The sequence below is a fragment of the Arcobacter acticola genome (assembly GCF_013177675.1).
In the GTDB taxonomy this organism is placed as follows: domain Bacteria; phylum Campylobacterota; class Campylobacteria; order Campylobacterales; family Arcobacteraceae; genus Aliarcobacter; species Aliarcobacter acticola.
Map to the genome: position 1 here is coordinate 813,446 of NZ_CP042652.1, position 19,516 is coordinate 832,961.

19 protein-coding genes are annotated in these 19,516 nt (G+C 26.3%); 10 read left to right on the plus strand and 9 right to left on the minus strand.

Annotated elements, in window-relative coordinates; genetic code table 11:
• Positions 1–11: 11 nt before the first annotated feature.
• Positions 12–3,113, minus strand: coding sequence for an efflux RND transporter permease subunit (locus AACT_RS04230; protein ID WP_172125254.1), 3,102 nt, complete (start codon positions 3,111–3,113; stop codon positions 12–14).
• A 143-nt stretch (positions 3,114–3,256) separates the two neighbouring features.
• Between AACT_RS04230 and modA the strand changes: the two genes are divergently transcribed.
• Positions 3,257–4,048 carry a molybdate ABC transporter substrate-binding protein gene (gene modA / locus AACT_RS04235; RefSeq protein WP_172125256.1) on the plus strand — a complete coding sequence of 264 codons (792 nt, stop codon included), beginning with the start codon at positions 3,257–3,259 and terminating at the stop codon, positions 4,046–4,048.
• Positions 4,049–6,361: a response regulator gene (locus tag AACT_RS04240; RefSeq protein ID WP_172125258.1), complete on the plus strand. Its 2,313-nt coding sequence runs from the start codon at positions 4,049–4,051 to the stop codon at positions 6,359–6,361. It begins immediately after the preceding gene.
• Positions 6,362–6,391: 30 nt separating this feature from the next.
• Here the strand turns inward: AACT_RS04240 and AACT_RS04245 are convergent, their stop codons facing one another.
• Genes AACT_RS04245 through AACT_RS04255 form a run of 3 tightly spaced genes read right to left on the minus strand, consistent with a single transcriptional unit; the run spans position 6,392 to position 10,629 of the window.
• The gene (locus AACT_RS04245; RefSeq protein ID WP_172125260.1) at positions 6,392–8,608 is read right to left on the minus strand and encodes a bifunctional diguanylate cyclase/phosphodiesterase; all 2,217 of its coding nucleotides are present in this window, start codon (positions 8,606–8,608) and stop codon (positions 6,392–6,394) included.
• A 13-nt stretch (positions 8,609–8,621) separates the two neighbouring features.
• Complete coding sequence (locus AACT_RS04250) at positions 8,622–9,263, minus strand: transglutaminase-like cysteine peptidase (protein ID WP_172125262.1); 642 nt, start codon at positions 9,261–9,263, stop codon at positions 8,622–8,624.
• A gap of 55 nt (positions 9,264–9,318) precedes the next feature.
• Complete coding sequence (locus tag AACT_RS04255; RefSeq protein ID WP_172125264.1) at positions 9,319–10,629, minus strand: MFS transporter; 1,311 nt, start codon at positions 10,627–10,629, stop codon at positions 9,319–9,321.
• 75 nt (positions 10,630–10,704) lie between these two features.
• Here AACT_RS04255 and AACT_RS04260 point away from each other — a divergent pair, with 75 nt between their 5' ends.
• Entirely contained in the window at positions 10,705–11,304 is a 600-nt protein-coding gene (locus AACT_RS04260; protein ID WP_172125266.1) for a non-canonical purine NTP pyrophosphatase, read from the plus strand.
• Here AACT_RS04260 and AACT_RS04265 read toward each other — a convergent pair whose 3' ends face one another.
• The 5 genes from AACT_RS04265 to AACT_RS04285 form a co-directional block, all read right to left on the minus strand.
• Entirely contained in the window at positions 11,305–11,631 is a 327-nt protein-coding gene (locus AACT_RS04265; RefSeq protein WP_172125268.1) for a hypothetical protein, read from the minus strand. It abuts the gene before it with no gap.
• Positions 11,628–11,969: a hypothetical protein gene (locus AACT_RS04270; RefSeq protein WP_172125270.1), complete on the minus strand. Its 342-nt coding sequence runs from the start codon at positions 11,967–11,969 to the stop codon at positions 11,628–11,630. Before AACT_RS04270 ends, AACT_RS04265 begins: the two co-directional genes overlap by 4 nt.
• Entirely contained in the window at positions 11,959–12,246 is a 288-nt protein-coding gene (locus tag AACT_RS04275; RefSeq protein ID WP_172125272.1) for a type IV pilus modification PilV family protein, read from the minus strand. The genes AACT_RS04270 and AACT_RS04275 overlap by 11 nt, the downstream gene beginning before the upstream one ends.
• On the minus strand, positions 12,233–12,997 hold the full coding sequence (locus tag AACT_RS04280; protein ID WP_172125274.1) for a pyrroline-5-carboxylate reductase: 765 nt from the start codon (positions 12,995–12,997) through the stop codon (positions 12,233–12,235). Before AACT_RS04280 ends, AACT_RS04275 begins: the two co-directional genes overlap by 14 nt.
• A 117-nt stretch (positions 12,998–13,114) precedes the next feature.
• The gene (locus tag AACT_RS04285; protein WP_172125276.1) at positions 13,115–13,444 is read right to left on the minus strand and encodes a hypothetical protein; all 330 of its coding nucleotides are present in this window, start codon (positions 13,442–13,444) and stop codon (positions 13,115–13,117) included.
• A 212-nt stretch (positions 13,445–13,656) separates the two neighbouring features.
• Between AACT_RS04285 and AACT_RS04290 the strand changes: the two genes are divergently transcribed.
• The 7 genes from AACT_RS04290 (at position 13,657) to AACT_RS04320 (ending at position 19,405) form a co-directional block, all read left to right on the plus strand.
• Entirely contained in the window at positions 13,657–14,310 is a 654-nt protein-coding gene (locus tag AACT_RS04290; RefSeq protein WP_172125278.1) for an outer membrane protein assembly factor BamD, read from the plus strand.
• A gap of 52 nt (positions 14,311–14,362) precedes the next feature.
• Positions 14,363–16,783, plus strand: coding sequence for an endopeptidase La (gene lon, locus AACT_RS04295; RefSeq protein ID WP_172125280.1), 2,421 nt, complete (start codon positions 14,363–14,365; stop codon positions 16,781–16,783).
• 1 nt (position 16,784) lies between these two features.
• Positions 16,785–17,384: a hypothetical protein gene (locus tag AACT_RS04300; protein WP_172125282.1), complete on the plus strand. Its 600-nt coding sequence runs from the start codon at positions 16,785–16,787 to the stop codon at positions 17,382–17,384.
• Positions 17,368–17,907: a rhomboid family intramembrane serine protease gene (locus AACT_RS04305; RefSeq protein ID WP_172125284.1), complete on the plus strand. Its 540-nt coding sequence runs from the start codon at positions 17,368–17,370 to the stop codon at positions 17,905–17,907. Before AACT_RS04300 ends, AACT_RS04305 begins: the two co-directional genes overlap by 17 nt.
• A gap of 260 nt (positions 17,908–18,167) precedes the next feature.
• Positions 18,168–18,362 carry a zinc ribbon domain-containing protein gene (locus AACT_RS04310; RefSeq protein WP_172125286.1) on the plus strand — a complete coding sequence of 65 codons (195 nt, stop codon included), beginning with the start codon at positions 18,168–18,170 and terminating at the stop codon, positions 18,360–18,362.
• 2 nt (positions 18,363–18,364) lie between these two features.
• Positions 18,365–18,817, plus strand: coding sequence for a low molecular weight protein-tyrosine-phosphatase (locus AACT_RS04315; RefSeq protein ID WP_172125288.1), 453 nt, complete (start codon positions 18,365–18,367; stop codon positions 18,815–18,817).
• A gap of 90 nt (positions 18,818–18,907) precedes the next feature.
• A complete protein-coding gene (locus AACT_RS04320; RefSeq protein WP_172125290.1) occupies positions 18,908–19,405 on the plus strand; it encodes a DsrE family protein in 498 nt (165 codons plus the stop codon).
• Positions 19,406–19,516 lie beyond the last annotated feature (111 nt).

A 19,516-nucleotide genomic window follows, 5' to 3' on the forward strand; every position in this document is an offset into this window, starting at 1 on the left:
AAGAAAAGTACTTAAGATTCTATCTTAGGTACTTTTCTTAATTTGTGTGTTAATGTATATAAAACTGGTAAATAAATAAGATTTAAAACAGTTCCCCATGCTAGTCCAAATCCAAGGGCAATTGCAATTGGTTGAAATATAGCAGCCTCTCCACTTGGAAATAATATTAAAGACAACATCCCTACAATTGTTGTTACAGTAGTTATAATAATAGGTCTAAATCTTTTTATTGCACGAGAAAATATCTCTTCGATTGTTTTTGCTTTTTTCAAGTATGTCATCATAATAATTCCATCATTTATTACAACTCCTGCAAGTCCTAAAGCTCCAATCATTGATGGCATTGATAGATTTAATCCCATTACTTGATGTCCTATTAGAACCCCTAATATAGAAAAAGGAATAACACTCATTACAATAAATGTTTCTCTAAATGAATTAAATAAATAAAGCATTGAAAGCATTATTAGCACTAATGCTAGTACTGTTGCTAGTAACATATCTCTTTTTAATTCAGCATTTTTTTCTGCTTCACCTTTAAATACAAGTTTGATACCAGTTTTTTCTATTTCATCTAACATAGGTTTTATTTTATTAATTACTTCACTTGCAGTAATAATATCAGGGTTTACATTTGCAAAAACATAGAAATTTTTTATTCCTTCATCTTTTAAAAGTTGCTCAAATGCTTTTAAAGTACTTAACTCAACAACTTCATATAAGGTTACAAAAGAGCCACCTTCAACAGGTAGTTTTGTATTTTTGAAACTTTCATAATCATCTTTATCTCGTGACTGAATTTTTATATCTAGCATCTCTTTTTCATCAAATGAAACTGCTTTTTTCTTCAATAAATATAAGTTTGATAAGTAATTTCCAATAAAAGATTCTGTAAGTCCTAGTTGTTCTCCATAAGAATTAACTTTTATTTTGATTTCGTCAATACCAAATTTTAAAGAGTTTGATGCTGATTTAATACCTTCTATTTGTTTTAATTCTTTATCAATTTTTTCAATAGCAGCTATTGCTTTTTGATTATCGGATGTAACAACTCCAATTTTAATATCTGCTTTTACAGGTCCCACTTTTCTTTCAAGAACTTCTATCTCTTCTAAATTAAATTTATTTTTATAATCATTTTTACTTATGAACTCTTTTAATTTAGTAGATATTTCATCTGAAGTTATTTCTCTTGTTCTTCCTTCTTCATCATATTCAAGACTTAAAGCTGGTGTTACATATTTATCTAAGACATTCATAGCTTTTAGTTTTTGAAGTTCAACTGTCATATACATCGCATATGGGAAATTTTCAGTATTGTCTCCAACATCTTTTCTATATCCTGCGATTGAATTTATATTTCTAATATAAAATTCATCACTATGTTTCATTAAATCAGCTTCAATTGCACTTACTATTTTAAATGATTCTTCAAGGGTAGTATTTGCATTTGCTTTTAGTGTAACTTTTACATCACTTCCATCAAATTTTGGGAACATTTGAAACTTTGAATTACTTATAAATTTAAAAGTTAAAAAAGGAACAATTATTATAAATATTACGATAAAAGTCTTTTTCCAATTCATAAAAAAGTGAATAATTTTATTGTAAACTGCATTTGCTTTTTCCCAAGAAGTTACCTTTGAACCACTTTTTAAAACATGTGCAGCATGAATTGGAAGAAAAACAAATGATTCTATTAATGAAGCAACAACCAATGCACTAAGGGCAATAGGAATTAATTTCATAACTTCACCCATAGTTCCACTTATTAATAAAACAGGTAAAAAAGAAAAAAGCGTTGTTAAAGATGCAACAGTTACTGGTTTAATCATCTCTTTTGCACCAATAATTGCAGCTTCTTTTGGACTATGACCTTCTTCTATGTGTTGTTGTATATTTTCACTTACAACAATGGCATCATCAACAACGATTCCAATTGCAATTAAAACTCCAACAAGAGAAATCATATTTATTGTATATCCTGAGAGATAGAAATAAACAGCAGCAATAACAAATGATGTTGGAATTCCCATGGCAATAATAAAAGACATTCTACCATTAATTAATAAAGCAACTAAGATTGTAATTAGTATGATACCAAGCATAATATTTGATGATACAACACTTAACCTATCAATAATTCTTTCACTATTATCATCTGCAATTGAGATATTTATGTCAGGATTATTTTTTTGAATATCAGGTAATATCTTTTTTATATCTTTAACAATATTTATAGCATCACCCGTTTCAGATTGTACAATTTCAAGTGATAATGCATTTTCTCCATTGAAAGAATATAATGTTGATGAATCTTCATATTTCTTAGAAATAGTTGCTATATCTCTTACATAAACTGTTTTATTAGAAATTTTTATTAAAGTATTTCCAAAATCTTCAGCATTTTTAGCACCATTATATGTGGAAATATAATAGTGTTTTTTTGGATCTTCAATTTTACCAATTGGAAATATATATGATAAATTTCCAATTACAGCAAATACATCACTTTTATTTAAATTTAATGCATCAATTTTTCTTTCATCAAGTAAAACTTCAAAATACTTATCAGAATCACCAAAAACTGTAATTTCATTTATTCCATTTATTGTAAGAAGTTTACTTTTCAAATCATCTGCAAAGGGTTTTAATTGATCAATTGAGAGTTTTTTTGAGGTAATTGAAATATCAGCCAATGATCTTGTTCTATCTAAAGTATTAACAGATGGCTCATCCATATCAGAAGGCAAGTTTGATTTTATCAAAGTTATTGCATCTTTTATTTTATCAGCTTCTTGATATTTATTTTTACCTTTTTTTAGTTCTAAAACAATAGTAAATTTACCAGGACTAACAATTGTTGACATTGTATCAACAGAATCAATATTTTTTATATTATCTTCAATTTCTGTAACTGCCATCTTATCTAGAATATCAACACTAGCTCCACTGTAAGAACCTTTTATTGAAATCATATCCAAGTCAAAGCTTGGAAAGATTTCTTTTGGAGTTTTAGAATAAGACCAAATACCAATGGCAAATACTAAAAGAAATAAAGTATAGTTCATACGAGAATTTTCTACAAAGAATCTTAAAATTTTTTCAAACATTTATAACCTTTAAATTAAAGGAGTATTATAATTTATAATTATTAATAAAGTATTAATATTTCATTATTTTATATTATAAATTACTGATTTTACCTATTTTTCTTTATTTAAAATCTGTTATAATCAAAATAAAAAGGGTTTTCATGAAACTATTAAAAGGTTTATTCTTATTGATTTTATTTTTAAGTACGATTGTTCATGCTGATTCAAAAAATGAGCTTCTTTTTTATGTGGGAATTACTATGGTTAAACCTGTAAAAGAGTTAGCTACTAATTTTGAAAAAGCAAACAACTGTACTATAAAAATTTTACAAGGTGGAAGCCAAGATTTATATGATAGTGCAAAATCAAGTCAAGTAGGAGACCTATATCTTCCTGGATCTTCATCTTATAGGGATAAATTCATAAAAGATGGATTGTTGCTTGATGGTAAATTTGTAGGTTATAATAAATTGTCTTTAGTTGTCAAAAAGGGAAACCCAAAAAATGTTAATGCATCTTTAGAAGAATTAACAAATGAAGAATTAAATGTTGTTTTAGGAAGTGAACAAAGTGGAAGCGTTGGTCTTGCAAGTAAAAATGTTTTAACAAAATTTGGATTATATGAAAAAGCTGTGTCTAATGCTATTTTTTTAGTTCCTGATTCAAGAAATTTGATTAATGCTATAAAAAATGGAAATGCAGATTTGATTTTAAATTGGCATGCAACAACTTTTTGGGATAATAACAAAGAGTTTGTAGAAGCGATAGTTCTTGATGATGAATCTTCACAAAAATCAAAACTTGTATTTAATCTTTTAAGTAGTTCTAAAAATAAAGAGTTAAGTAAAAGATTTATGGACTATGCTTCATCTGTTGAGGGTAGAGAAGTATTCAAAAAATATGGTTTTCTAGATGATGAAGATATGAAAAATTTTGACAAGGTAGTTTTTTAGATGTTTAGAAATAATGCTATTTTCAAAGCTTTAATAGCTTTATTATTTGCTTTTACAATAGGATATATTGGAATACTTGTAATTCATAATGTTTTTTCTAAAATTCTTACAGATCTGGATAATAGTGTAAAAAATGAATATTCAAGATATAAAATAGGTGAATATATCCTAAAAGAAATAAGTCTTATTGAAGCAAATTTCTACAAAATGGGGATTACAACAAAATCAAGGGCTTTAAAAAATATTGAAGAAGAAATTCAAAATGAAATCCAAAATATTTTAAATGCTATTGAAGTTTTACAAAAAGGTGGAGTTTTAAAAAGTCAAATTAAATTAAACCTTGTAGAAGCAACCATCTCTAATGATGAAATTCATTTCCAAGTAGATGATAAAAAATATGTATTTGAAGCAATAGATTTAATTCCTAAATTAGATGAATTAAAAGAAAAAATGCTAAGTATGGAAGAAATCGTAGAAATTAAAAATTCTATTATAGAATCTTCAGATAAAGAGTTTATTCAAAATAATATTTTCAAAGTAGAACTTTTTTTCAAACAAATACCAAGCCTATTTATTAGAATGAAAGAAAATAGCAATAGATTACTATATGATAGTAAAAAAAATATTAGAGTATTAGAAAAAAATATAAAAAATGAAAAAGAGTATTATAAAGATTTAGAGAATATATTTACATATTTTATTATAATAGTTGTTCTTTTACTTGGATTCTTAGTAATTAAACAAATAGTTAGAAAAAATAAAGAGTTAGAAGATATAACTTTAAAAGCAAAAGAATCAGAAGAAGATGCTTTAAAAGCAAATGAAACTAAATCTCAATTTTTGGCAAATATGAGTCATGAAATAAGAACTCCATTAAATGCAATAATAGGTTTTTCAGATATCTTATCAAACTCAGATATGCAAGTAGAACATAGAGAAAAAGCAGAAATTATTTCAAAAAGTGCAAAGGCGTTACTAAATATTATTAATGATATTCTTGATATTTCAAAAGTTGAAAGTGGTAAATATGAAATTTCAAAATCTAATTTTGATTTAAAAGATTTGTTGGACCAAATAGTTCAATTATACGCTGTAAACACAAAACAAAAAAATATTAGATTTTTATATACTTTAGATGAAAGTATTCCAAATTTTGTTTTTAGTGATGAAACCAGATTAAAACAAGTTCTTTCAAATATCATAAGTAATGCTATTAAATTTACACCTGAAAGTGGAAAAGTTTCATTTGATGTAAAACTCTTAAATATAAATAAAAACATTGCAAGGGTAAGATTTTCAGTAAAAGATGAAGGAATTGGAATTTCAATTGAAAATCAAAAAAATATATTTGAACCCTTCTCTCAAGCTGATGGATCAATTTCTAGAAAATATGGTGGTACAGGTTTAGGCCTTGCTATTAGTTTAAATATAGTTAAAATGTTAGGTTCTGAAATTAGACTAATTAGTAGAGAAAATGAAGGAAGTGTTTTTTATTTTGATTTAGATTTAGTAGTTCAAGATATGAATACTATTAATGTTAATAAACTAAAGTATGATTTTGCTATTTGTTATATTATGGAAGATACAGAAAATATTAGAAATCATTTAATAAATACAGTTAAATATTTTGGACGAATTCATCAAGGTGATGAAGATATTGAGAGTTGTAAAAAAATGGATTTAATCTTTTGTTTTGGTGATTCACAACTTTATGAAAAACTTTCAAAAAGAAAAGATAAATTTAAATGTCCAGTGGTTTATGTGGGGAATATGGACAAAATAAATAATGATAATAAAATGAAGCACTTAATGGATTATTTTTTAGATGTACCTATTTATGGTTCTAAAATCTTTAATATTATTGCAGAATCAAAACTAATTGAAAAAGATGTTCAAAAAATTGAAAATAAAACTGAATCAAAAGAGAATTTCTCAGGAAGAATTTTAGTTGCTGAAGATAATCCAAACAATCAACTTTTGATAAAAATCATTTTACAAAAATTAGGTCTTGATGTAACGATAGTTGAAAATGGTCAATTAGCCGTTGAAAAATATCAAAGTGAAAACTTCGATCTAGTTTTTTTAGATATCAATATGCCTATTATGGATGGATTAACTGCATTAAAACATATAAGAGCATATGAAAAAGATATTCAAAAATATACTCCTATTATTGCACTAACTGCAAATTCAATTAATGGAGATAGAGAAAGATATATAGATGAAGGAATGGATAACTACTTGAGTAAACCATTTGATAGAAATCAGTTAATAGCTATTTTGCATTTATATATAAATAAGAATGAATATTAAGAAGTTCAAAGAGATTTCTCTTTGAACTTCTTATCTACTAGCTGCGTAAACGTGTAATTTCTTAATAGTTTCTATATCTTCATCTTCTTGTACATTTTCAGCGAACAGTTTGATATTTAATAGATTTGTTAGATCAACGATAGCTTCAATAAAACTTTGTTTTGAAGAATCATTTGTTACATTATTTGTATATTCCCTTGCAAGTCTTATATAATCTAGATTGAAATCTTTTATACTATTAAGAGGAATAAATTTACTTTCAAATCTTTTTATGATAACTTTTGCTCCATGTTCATGCATCTCATCTGCAAAGAATTTAAACTTCTCTACATCTTTTGCAACTGCATAGGCTGTAACTGAAAACACCAATTGTTTAGCTATTGCTTTATGTTCATCTATAGTTTTTTCTAACCATAATATAAATCCTGTATTAGAAATAGAATCAATAGATAAATTTATAGAGATATCATGACTTATTTTATTAATTAAGATATTGTTTATTACTTTAGTAATGATTTTTTTATCAAAATCAATTATTTTTCCATATCTTTCAGCAATAGAAACAAAAGTACCAATTGGAATATCTAAATTATCTTTATCTTTTATACTTGCAAAAGCTTCTTGCATAATAATATCATTAGAAGTAGTATTTAAAGTTGTAGCATTACCAATATATTTTAAATTGAATTTTGAATTATCAACTATATCAAAAATTAATTCTTTCCACTCTTCCATCGCTCTAGCTGATGTTGTATGCTCTTCAATAAATATTTCATTTGAACCTATTAAGGTAGCTTTTTCATAAGCTTCATTTGCTGACTGTAATATTTGAGGTATCGTTCCTATTGGATTAAATGGAGTAGCCCCTATATGTACTATATCTTTTTTGATATATTCATTTGCTAATTCTTCAAATCTCTTCTGCAATTTTAATGAATATTCTTTTGCATCTTTATCGGTAAAATCTTTTGCGATAATTGCAAATTCAGAACCAAAAAATCTATAAGCCATAATTTTTGAATCTTCATTTAATTTAGTTGTTGATAGAATGAGTGCGAATTTTTTTATGAAACTATTAATTTCTTTATTTGTATGATTTTTAGCAAAATTTGCTAATTCAAATATTTTTATAATAAATACATAACCTGTATTTTTTTGAATAAACATATCTTTCATATCTGTTTCAAAATTTTGTCTTAAATCAAGTTGTGTTAATTCATCACAAGATAGTTTTTTAGTAAGATTTTCTAAATTTGTATTTAATTTATCAATAATTGCTTCTATTTTTCTAGACATATCATTCATGGCAAGTGCAACAGTTTTTATTTCTGTAGTCCAAGGAAGTTCATCAATAGTTTCAAATTTTCCAACAGCGATACTATTTGCTAATTTTTCAATTCTCTTAAGTGGTTTTAAAAGATATTGTACAAAAACAAATAAAATCAACATTGAAATAACAAATGCAACAAGAGCATATACGATAGCATTTTTAGCTTGTTCATATAGTTTAGCGTAAGCATCTCCCGCATTTGCACTTACATAAATGATTGCTGTTGTTTGCCATCCATTACTTATTTCACTTGATTGCTCTTGTAGATTAATTGGAATCATATGTATAAACCATTGAGGAACATAATCAAACTTTTCATCTCTACTAACTTGAACTAAAGTTTTATCTACATTTAGATTTGCACTTGTGTTAATTGTTTTTCCATTTTCATTTGTAGCAGTAAAACTAAAAGTTACATTTTTAACATGATTATATGAATCATTTGCAATAAAATCATAAGTCTTTTTAGTCTCTTCCTTTGATAAATTTTCTTTAATATTTCCATCTTCTAAAGCAAGTAATTCTTTTTCTAAATCATTAGTTCCGATTACTTCAAGTTTTCCTATTCTCTCATCAATTAAAACATTAGACACTTTCCATTTTGAATTATCTAAATCTTTTGAAGCAGCAATTAAATCACTATCTTGAATATTAAAAAAAGAGTTTTCAAGCCTAATTTCTTTATAAAAACCTCTATTTGCAATAGCATTTATAATAGATCCAATTTCAGGATCGTATTTGTCTTTTAAAAGAGTCTTAAGACTCATACCTAAAGATGTTGCTGTATCTTGCGCTTTTGTTATAGATTCAATCTCTAAATACTCTTTAGTATTTTTTACACTGATAATAAAATTACCTGTAAAAATTAAAATAAATATTATTGAAATGATTATATATAGTTGTTTAGATAAAGACATTTTGTTTCCTTTGTTAAAATCTACCTATTAAATTTTTCCAAGATTTAAGATTATTATCTCCTACTCTTGTATCACCTTTGTTTTTTGCTTGCCATAATCCAGATGCATTAAAACTATAAACTGGTTTTAAATCATCTCTTTTTGAAGCCAATTCTAATCTTCTATTAATATTATCTAAAATTACAGGTTCAGCACCTGTTTTGTGATAATAAGTTAAAACCATATGAGCTTGCTCAAATCTACTGTTTGCTTTTTTGTAAATTACATATGTAATTCTTAACTTATCATCAGGAATTCCTAGTTTTATCAAAGAAAAATATTTAGCAATTGCATAATCTTCACAATCACCTGCCCCTGTACCCATAAATTCAAAAGGTGTAGCCCAGTAATCTTTTTGTTTCCAATGGGCAGCATCTGTTTTGTAAGTTATTTGGTTAAAAAAATCATTTACATTTTTAATTTTATTTAAAAGTGATTCATTTTTAGAAGATTCTATCATAGAATCCCAAGCTTCAACTCTAGTTTTAGCACTAGAACCGTATTTTCTTTCTATTGAATTGAGTTGAGAGTCGGTGATGTTGAAATTTTTTGAGGCAATAAGAAAAATAGAGGAAAAGGAGATAATTGTAAAAGATATTAATAATATTTTTTTCAATATATCTCCTCTTTTTTGTTAATATTATAGCTAATATTTATTTAAAATAAAAAAATTATCTTAAAAGAGCTTTGATTTCTTCTTCGGATATTTTTTCATTATCATATTTAATTGCTATTACATTTTCAGTATTATTTATATACCATTCATCAATAGCATCATTAGTTAAATTTCCACTATTTTCTAAATGGAATTCATTTAATGATAAATAAGCAAATTTTTTCTTAGCTGGATTTGCCATAGTTAATATTAATACCGCCCATAAAGCACAAATCAATGCAATAACTATAACCATAGTGCTTAAGTTTTCTTCATTATAGAACATACCACCAAGTACTCCACCTAAAAAAGTTCCTAAGTAACCAGCTGAGTTAAAGATTCCTAAAACTAAACCTCTTTGGTGAACTTTTGCAAATTTTGAAGCAAGTGATTGCATAATTGGTTCATGCATATTAAATCCAATAAAGAATATAACAACACCAATAACAAAAACAGTAGCACTTGGGCTAAATCCAATAATTAAATATGAAACAGCAAAAAATACAATTCCAATAACTAGGATTTCTCTAAATTTACCTTTTTTTTCTGCAATAATAGCAGCAGGTGCCATAGCGATAAATCCAAAAATCATTGCAGGAATATAAACTTTCCATAATTCACCTAATTCCCAACCGAAATGTTTTGTTAAAACAATAGGAATAAGCATAAATGCAAATGTCATTAAACCTTTTTGTAAAAAGTTTGTAATATTCATTTTAATTAAATTTACATTTCCTAAAACAGCACCCATCTCAACTTTTTTATTATAAGTATGAGTTATATGTGGTGGATTTGGAACCATTTTTAATAAAACAAAAATTGAACCAAGTGCAATAGCCATTGTAATATAAAATAAAGTATGAACACCAAATGATGCACCAATTGTTGGACCTGCTGCCATTGACGCTGCAAATGCAATACCTATGAACATTCCCATTGTAGCCATTGCTTTTGATCTTTGTTCTTCTTTAACAAGGTCACTAATAGTTGCAGTAACAACAGCTCCAATAGCTCCGGCTCCTTGTAAAAGTCTTCCAAATAATAAAGTATAAATATCAGTTGAAACAGCACAGATTAAAGAACCAATTGCAAAAAGAATTAATCCAATAACAATAGTACCTTTTCTCCCTAGCTTATCACTAATTACTCCAAACGGAACTTGAAAAATCATTTGGGTTAATGCATACCCACCAATTACAACACCAACTAAAGTGGGAGTTGCACCTTCTAAATTCATAGCATATACTGATATTACTGGTAAAACTAAAAATAGACCGAAAAATCTTAGAGCGATAATCAAACTAAGAGGTAAAACTGATTTAATCATATATAATCCTAAACATAATATAATTTGTCGTGATTATAGTTAATAATAGTTAATAGTCGGTTGAAAGGGATAATAGTGAAGATAGTATTAGCATCAGCAAATAAAGGAAAAATAACAGAATTTCAAAAATTAATGCCAAATGATGAAGTAATTGCATTTAGTGAAATTTTAGGAAAAATAGAAATAGTAGAAGATAAAGATAGTTTTAAAGGCAATGCCATTAAAAAAGCTCAAACAATATATGAAGAGCTTATAAAAATAGGTCAAAATGATGTGATTGTAATATCTGATGATTCCGGAATTACAGTACCAGCACTTAATAATGAACCAGGAATTTATTCAGCAAGATATGCAGGTGAAGGCTCATCTGATAAACAAAATAACGCGAAATTAATTGAAAACCTAAATAAACAAAATTTAGAAAAAACTGCAGCTTTTTATACAGCATGTATTGCAATAGTTTATAAAGGTGAAGTTTATACAGTTCATGGATGGATGCATGGAAATGTTATAAACAAAGAACTAGGTGAGGGTGGTTTTGGATATGATCCAATGTTTATAGCTAATGGTTTTGATAAAACTTTAGGAGAACTAGGATATGAAGCAAAAAAAGAGTTCTCACATAGAACAAAAGCTTTAAATCTTGCAAAAAAAGTATTGGATGTTATACTTTAATTAGTTTTTTGTAACTTGCTCATAAAGTGAAATATCATAATCTTTCGCTTTTACAAAAATATCAATAACAAAAATAGAGTCTTTTTTCTCTATTTTTGCATAAATATCAAAAAAATCGTCTTTTATTTCAAGATTAGATATATCTTCCAAATCTATAGTTTTTATATAAGATTTAAAAAAATCTAAATGATTCTTTCCTTGAATATACAAATATTGATTTGAAAGATTTGAACTTCGAAGAGCTTTTGTTTCCAAAATAGAAATTGCTAGAAATGAAAAGATTGTTATTAAAACTATACTTATTAATAGTGTATAAGATTTTTTCATTTTTTGAATTCCCATGATTGTTTTATCTTATCATCATAGTTTATATCTATTTTTATATTAGTGCTTGTACTACTTAATGAAAATTCTTTTACTTTTTCTAATAAAAGAGAATTTTTAAAATATAAATTCTCATTTGTATAACTTATCAAATCTAATTCATTTTTATGTTTTTCAAGAAATATTTTTGTAGATAAGATATTTATTTTTGCCATTTCTATGTTTTGATTATATTTATTGTCTATGATTAGTTCTTTTGTAAAAAAACTTGAATAAATAATTACAATGGTTGATATAATCAGTGTTAAGATGATTTCAAGAAGAGAAAAACTATTTTTCATATTTATAGATTTTTATATTATCATTTTCAAATTGATATTTAGAAACATTTATATTTTCAATATTTTCATTATTTTTTACAATTTGAATTGAAGTAGATGTTTTTGTGAAATCACTATAACTTTGAGTATTAAATTTATTTTCTAAATTATTTAACAACATAAAGTTTTTATGATTTTGTTCATCATAATAAGAGGAGTTTAGAAATCCACTTATTACAATTGCCAATAGAGTAATGCTAATTAATGTTTCAACTAATGTAAAACTATTTTTTACCAAGCTCAATCGCTTTATTATATGCACTTTCAACGGCTTTTATCATAGCATTTCTTACACCTGCTTCTTCAAGTTGAGCATAACCAGCAGCTGTTGTTCCACCTGGACTCATAACTGAATCTTTGATAATAGCTGGATGTGTATGTTTTAAAAGTGATGCAGTTCCAGAAAATAATCCTTGAACTAATTGTGTACTTATATGTCTTTCAAGTCCAGCTTTAACTGCACCATCTGCTAAGGCTTCAGCTATTAAAGCTAAATATGCAGGACCACTTCCAGCAATTGCAGTTGCAATATCTAGTTGATTTTCAGTATTTACCCAAATAGCTTGACCAATACTAGAAAAAATTTCCATAGCGATAATTTTTGCTTCATTATCTCCTGTAATTGTAGTAGTTGAGTTTTGAACTGAAGCTGCGATATTTGGCATAGTTCTTATATAGTGTTTTGCTTTTATTTGTTTTCTTAATGTTTCAAGTTTTGTTCCAGCTAAAATTGATAATAAAATATTTGCATTTCCTGTAAGTCTAGCTGATACGCTTTGTAAAGCATAAGGTTTTACACAAAAAAGAACATTTTTATTTGTGATATCTTCATGGTCTTCTAATACTTTTATTTTAATTTGTGGCATTTTTTCTTGAATATTTTTTAGTTTATCTATATCTCTGCCAATGATTTCTACTTCATGATTTTTAATAAGACCTCTGGCTAATGATTGAGCCATAATTCCATTACCAATTAATGTAAGTTTCATTATATTACCTTTTTGATTATTTTGAATTATTATAGCAGATAATTCCTAAGCTACTATTAGGAACTAATACCTATTTTGTAGTATTTATTTATGAAATAAAGAATCCAATGATAATTATCAGAGTTTGGCCAACATAACTAAAATAAACGGAACATGGTATTTAGGAGCGCCTACAATATCAAACATTTTGCATACAGCAGTAGCAAAATTTAAAATATCATCTTTTGTATATTCATGATCATAGGCGTTATTAAGTAACTCTAGTGTTTTTTGTGATACTTCTTCTAAATTATCACAATTTACATTATCCTCATCAAGCGTTTTTACAAATTTACATGCATGGGGAAATGTTTCTAACAACTCTTTTAACTCTTCTTCTTTAATATTTTCTAAAAGTTGTGAGTACTTATTGAAAAAATCGTTTATCTCTTGAAATTTACAAACCATGTGATTCCTTTGTGTTTATATTTTTGTTATACAAAAACTATACCGTCTATTTTGCTTTCTTTAATGTGGGGATAATAGAGTATGAAGATTATTTCTTAGAATATTTAATTTATATTTATTTTTTGTTCGCTTGTGAACTTATATAAAACAAACTACCAAAAAAATAAGCAAGTATTAGATAGAATATCACTTTTATGATAAAGGATATTGAAATGATGAAAAGCTTTAGGTTGAAAAATATATTATTAATAGCTTGTGCGGCTTTTGTATTCACAGCTTGTTCTTCTAAATCAGAAGAAGAATACAACAAACCAGCAGTTTATTGGTATAACAAAATGATGAAACAAATTGGATCAAATGATTTGGATGAAGCAGATGATACGTATACATCTTTAGAAAGTGAACATAGAAATTCACCTTTTATTCCAAGTGCAATGTTAATTTTAATTAATGCTCATATTGACGAAGAAGAGTATGCTCTTGCAAACTTTTATTTAGATGAATATATTAAAAGATTTAGTTTAAGTAAAGATATAGATTATGCAAGATACTTAAAAATAAAAGCAAACTTTCTAGGATTTAAATATCAATTTAGAGATCAACAACTAATTGATGATACTTTAGTACAAATCCAAGATTTTAAAGTTAAATACACAAATTCACCATATATGCCTTTAGTTGATACAATAAACGCAAGATTAGAAATGGCAAAAGCATCTATAAATCAAGAAATAGCTGATCTTTACAAAAGAAAAGATAAAGAATTAGCAGTTGCTTTCTATGAAGAAAAAGTAAAAGAATCTTGGATTGCACCAAGTGAAATCGAAGCTGTAAAAGTACCATTTTATAGATCAATTTTCGAGTAAATATAAATTAATATTTTTATAAATATGAACAATTTTTTAGGAGTTAATTAAAATGGAATTAGAAAATTATGATGAATTTCCACAAACTATACCTTTAATAATAGAAGACGATATATTTTTATATCCTTTTATGATTGCTCCACTTTTTTTAAGTAATGAGCAAAATATTAAAGCTGTTGAATACGCAATTGAGAACAACAAATTAGTTGTAGTTGCTGTTTCAAAACATGGAAAAGAAGGAAAACGAGAGCACAACTCTTTCTTTGATGTTGGAGTTGTTGGAAATATTATGAGAAAAGTATCTTTACCTGATGGTAAAATAAAAGTACTTTTTCAAGGATTAGTAAAAGGAAGAATTTCAGATTTTTCTGATGATAATTCTTTATTTGCACATGTGGATATTCTAAAAAATGAAGAATCAAATGAGCAAAGTATAAAATCTGTTATTGAAGTATTGATTGAAAATGTAAAAAAACTATCAAGATTAAATATCAAGTTTCCAGCAGATTTAGTTAAAACTATTGAAGAAAATGATGACCCAACAAGAATTGCTGATTTAATTTCATCTGTTTTAAAAGTGAAAAAAGAAGAGGCTTACAAACTTTTTTCTCAAACAAATGTAGAACAAAGACTACTTGATATTATTGAAGTAATTAAAAAAGAGATTGAATCTTTTAAAATACAAAAAGAAATCACTCAAAAAGTAAACTCAAAAATAGAAAAAACTCATAAAGATTACTTCTTAAAAGAGCAAATAAAAGCTATTCAAAAAGAACTTGGTAGTGATAATAAAAAAGATGAAGAGATTAAATCTTATAAAAAAAGATTAAAAGCTAAAAAAGAGTTTATGCCAAAAGAGGGTTATAAAGAGACTAAAAAACAAATTGAAAAATTAGGAAGAATGAATCCTGATTCTCCTGATGCTTCACTTTTACAAACTTATGTAGAGCAAGTTTTAGATATTCCTTTTGGTGAATATGCTAATGAAAAAATTTCTGTAAAAAATGTTGAAGATCAATTAAATAAAGACCATTATTCTCTTGAAAAAGCAAAAGAAAGAATTTCTGAATATTTTGCAGTTAAACAACTTTTAGAGCAAAGAAATATTGAAGATTTAAAATCAAAAGGTACAGTTCTATGTTTTGTAGGACCTCCAGGTGTTGGTAAAACTTCACTTGCAAACTCTATTTCAAAAGCATTACAAAGACCACTTATAAGAGTTGCTCTTGGTGGAATGGAAGATGTAAATGAGTTAAGAGGACATAGAAGAACTTATGTTGGAGCAATGCCTGGACGTTTAATAAAAGGTATTATTGATGCTAAAAAAATGAATCCAGTTATGGTTTTAGATGAGATTGATAAACTAGGAGCAAATCACAGAGGTGATCCAACTGCTGTTATGTTAGAAATCTTAGATCCTGAACAAAACCATGAATTTAGGGATTTATATTTAAATTTCCCAGTAGATTTATCTCAAGTTATTTTTGTATCAACTGCAAATGATGCTAGAAGAATTCCAGCACCATTAAGAGATAGAATGGAATTTATTGAAATTTCTTCATATACTCCAAATGAAAAATATCATATTGCAAAAGATTATTTAATACCTCAAGAGTTAGAAAAACATGGTCTTAAAAAAACTGAAGTTTCTTTAAATAAAACAACTATAGAATTAATCATTGCTAAGTATACAAGAGAAGCAGGGGTTAGAAATCTAAGACGAGTTTTCTCAAAACTATTTAGAAAATGTGTTAAACAAATTTTAAATGATGAAACTTTAACAAAAGTTATTATTAATACAAAAAATATAAAATCGTTCTTAGATAATCCAATATTTGAAATAGACCCAGCTGATAAAAAAGATTTTGTAGGAATCGCAAATGGTCTTGCTTGGACTTCAGTTGGTGGAGATGTTCTGAAAATAGAAGCTATTAAGTTAAAAGGAAAAGGCAGTTTAACTGTTACTGGAAACTTAGGTGAAGTTATGAAAGAATCATCACGAATTTCTTATTCTGTTGTAAAAGTACTTATTGATAAGGGTGCTTTATTAATTGAAAATGAGATTATTCCAAAATCAGCAAAAGAAGTTGAAGAAAAAATCATAGTAGACCCAAGTGAAATATATAAAAGATTTGATATTCACTTACATATTCCAGAAGGTGCAACTCCAAAAGATGGACCAAGTGCTGGTATTACTATGGCTTTAACAATTGCTTCAATTTTAAGTGAAAAAGCTATAAAAGCTGATGTTGCAATGACAGGTGAGCTTACACTTTCTGGTAAGGTTTTACCAATTGGTGGATTAAAAGAAAAACTAATTGCAGCTTATAAAGCTAAAATGAAAAAAGCATTAGTTCCTAGAAAGAACTTTGAGCGAGATTTAGATGATATTCCTCAAGAAGTAAAAGATGCTATGGAAATAAAAGCAGTTGATGTTATAGAAGATGTTTTAAAAGAAGCATTGGTTTTATGATATGAAAAAAAGTTCACGACAAGAGAGTATAATTGTAAATAATTTTTTTACATTAGCCTCTATCGTGATGATTGCTATTACTATTATTTTATATTCAAAATATATTTCTAATGATGATTATAAAAATGATAATTTAAAAGACAAAGTTATTACACTTTCTTGTGAAAAAGAAGTATTCTCAACTTCAAAAGTTTATAATCAAAAACTACTAAATGAATCACAAAAAGCTTTGGATAAAGGTTTTTACAGATTAAATGGACAATACAAAAAAGCTACATATTCAGATTCTATAATAGAAGATTTTATTTCTTTATTTGAAGTAGATAATTTTTATATAAAAGCAATTGAAAAAGAAGAAAAAACTAATATAAATAAATTTTTACAAATTGATTATGAAATAATAGAATATGATAGAAAAGATCCAAATAAAAAACAAAAAGATTGTAAATTTTGTTCTGGAAGCATTCTTACAACTTTTAAAGCAGAACAAAAAGAAATCTTCAAATTTTATATAGATTTTAATTTATATGATAAAAATGAAATAGATAAAAGAATAGATTGTACAATAAAGGCGTATAGAAACAATGTTAAAAAACTTTAGTAAAAAAGATCTTACAGTTACAAATATACTTATATTTATTACTGTTGTAATGTATATTATTCAAATAAATACATCTCAAGGTGGTTTATTATTTGGTTTAAATTTATATTTTTTAATTTATGATTTTTGGTGGCAGCCACTTTCATCTATGTTTGCACATGGAGGAATTGCTCACTTAGGTATGAATATGTTTGTACTTTGGCAGTTTGGGAATTTAATTGAAAGAGGAAGAGGGAAAAAAGAGATAGTTCTTCTTTATTTAATAAGTGGAATAGCAACTTCTCTTTTATCTTTTGCATATATATTTTATTTAGACAATAGTGTAAACTTAGTTGGTGCATCAGGTGCTATTTGTGCACTATTAGGATATGTGGCATATTATGATAAAGCTCAAAGAAGTGGCATTATAACTTGGGTTTTACTAATCTCAGTTGCACCGCTATTAATTGGACTTCCAATTGCTTGGTATGCTCACTTTATAGGGCTTGCTATTGGATTTATTTATGCTCTTATTAGAAGATAAAATTTAGTTATTTACAAAATAAGTAACAATACTCATAACAAATATAACAATCGCCATACCTACAAAAACATCTTTTAGGCTTACTGTTGGATTTAAAATCCCGCAGTATGGGCACTGTCTTTTTTTTGCTTCTATTTCATTTTTGCAATTTTTACAAGTAGCTATAATTTATCCTTTAGAAATTTTTTGAAATAGTATCATATTTTAGGCTTTTAAACAATCAAAGATGATATTATAATTTTAAATAAAAAGGATGAAAAATGGAAGAAATACATATACAGTGTCCATATTGTTTACAAGCTATATCAATTCCTTTAGATACAGGAATTTACGAGCCAGCAACTATTGTTGAAGATTGTGAAGTGTGTTGCAGACCTATTGAGGTTTCATATATAGTAGAAGATAGAGAAATAAAAACTTATTCATATAATAGTATAGAAGGGAATGAATTTTAAATATGGAAGTAAAATCGATTTTATTTGTCTGCCTTGGAAATATATGCAGATCTCCATTGGCTCAAGGAATTGCAGAACAATATATAAAAGAAAAAAATATTGAGCTAGTAGTACAAAGTGCAGGAACAGGTTCTTGGCATATTGGTGAGGCTCCATGTGAAAATTCAATAAAAGTGGCTTCGTTAAACGGCGTTGATATTTCAAAGCAAAAAGCTCAACAAGTTAAAAAGTCTGACTTTAAAAATTTTGATTTAATTATTGGACTTGATGATAGTAATATTTCAAATCTAAAAAATCTAGGATGTAAAAATCCACTAAAACTTGGTGATTTTGGATTTAATGGAGAGGATGTTCCTGATCCATATTTTTTCGATGGTTTTGAAGGTTTTGATAAAGTTTTTGAGATGATTGAACATTGTGTAAAAAATTTAATTGATGAGAAGTTTGGTAACTAATTTCCTAATTTATAATAAATAATTATAATTTAATATTAATTAAAAATTATAAAACTTATAATAGTATAAATCTACAAAAAAGGTTATAAGATGCTTAAAATAGGGACTATAGTAAGGATATTATTTATATTTATAATAAGTTTTACTTATGTAAATGCAAATGAAATAAATGATAAAGCTGCATTAAATGGTATAAAAGAAGCAAAAAGTGTTTTTTTAATTGATTTTACAAATGTAAAAAAAACCGCTTTTTATTTAAATATTATTGAAGGAACACACAAAGGTTTTGTTTCTCAAGGTGTAAAACCAGATATGGTTTTAGTTTTTATTGGTGAAACAGTAAAATATTTAAGTACAAAACCAGATGAAGCATTTGAAATGGAAAATGAAGAAGATTTAATATCAATTCAAAAATCTATAAAAACTCTTGCAAGTTTAGGTGTAAGAATGGAAGTTTGTGCCGTTGCTACAAAGGTTTTTAATGTAGATAATAGCACTATTCCAAAAGAGATGAATGTTATAGCTGATGGTTTTATATCATTAATTGGTTGGCAAACACAAGGTTATAAACTAGTTCCAATATTTTAAAAAATTGAAAAAATCAAAAGATTTAATTGATGATAAAATGCAATGATTAATTAATAAATAATTTCAAGTTTTTAGTATAATGTTAAATGTTAAATGTTAAATGTAAAAGGA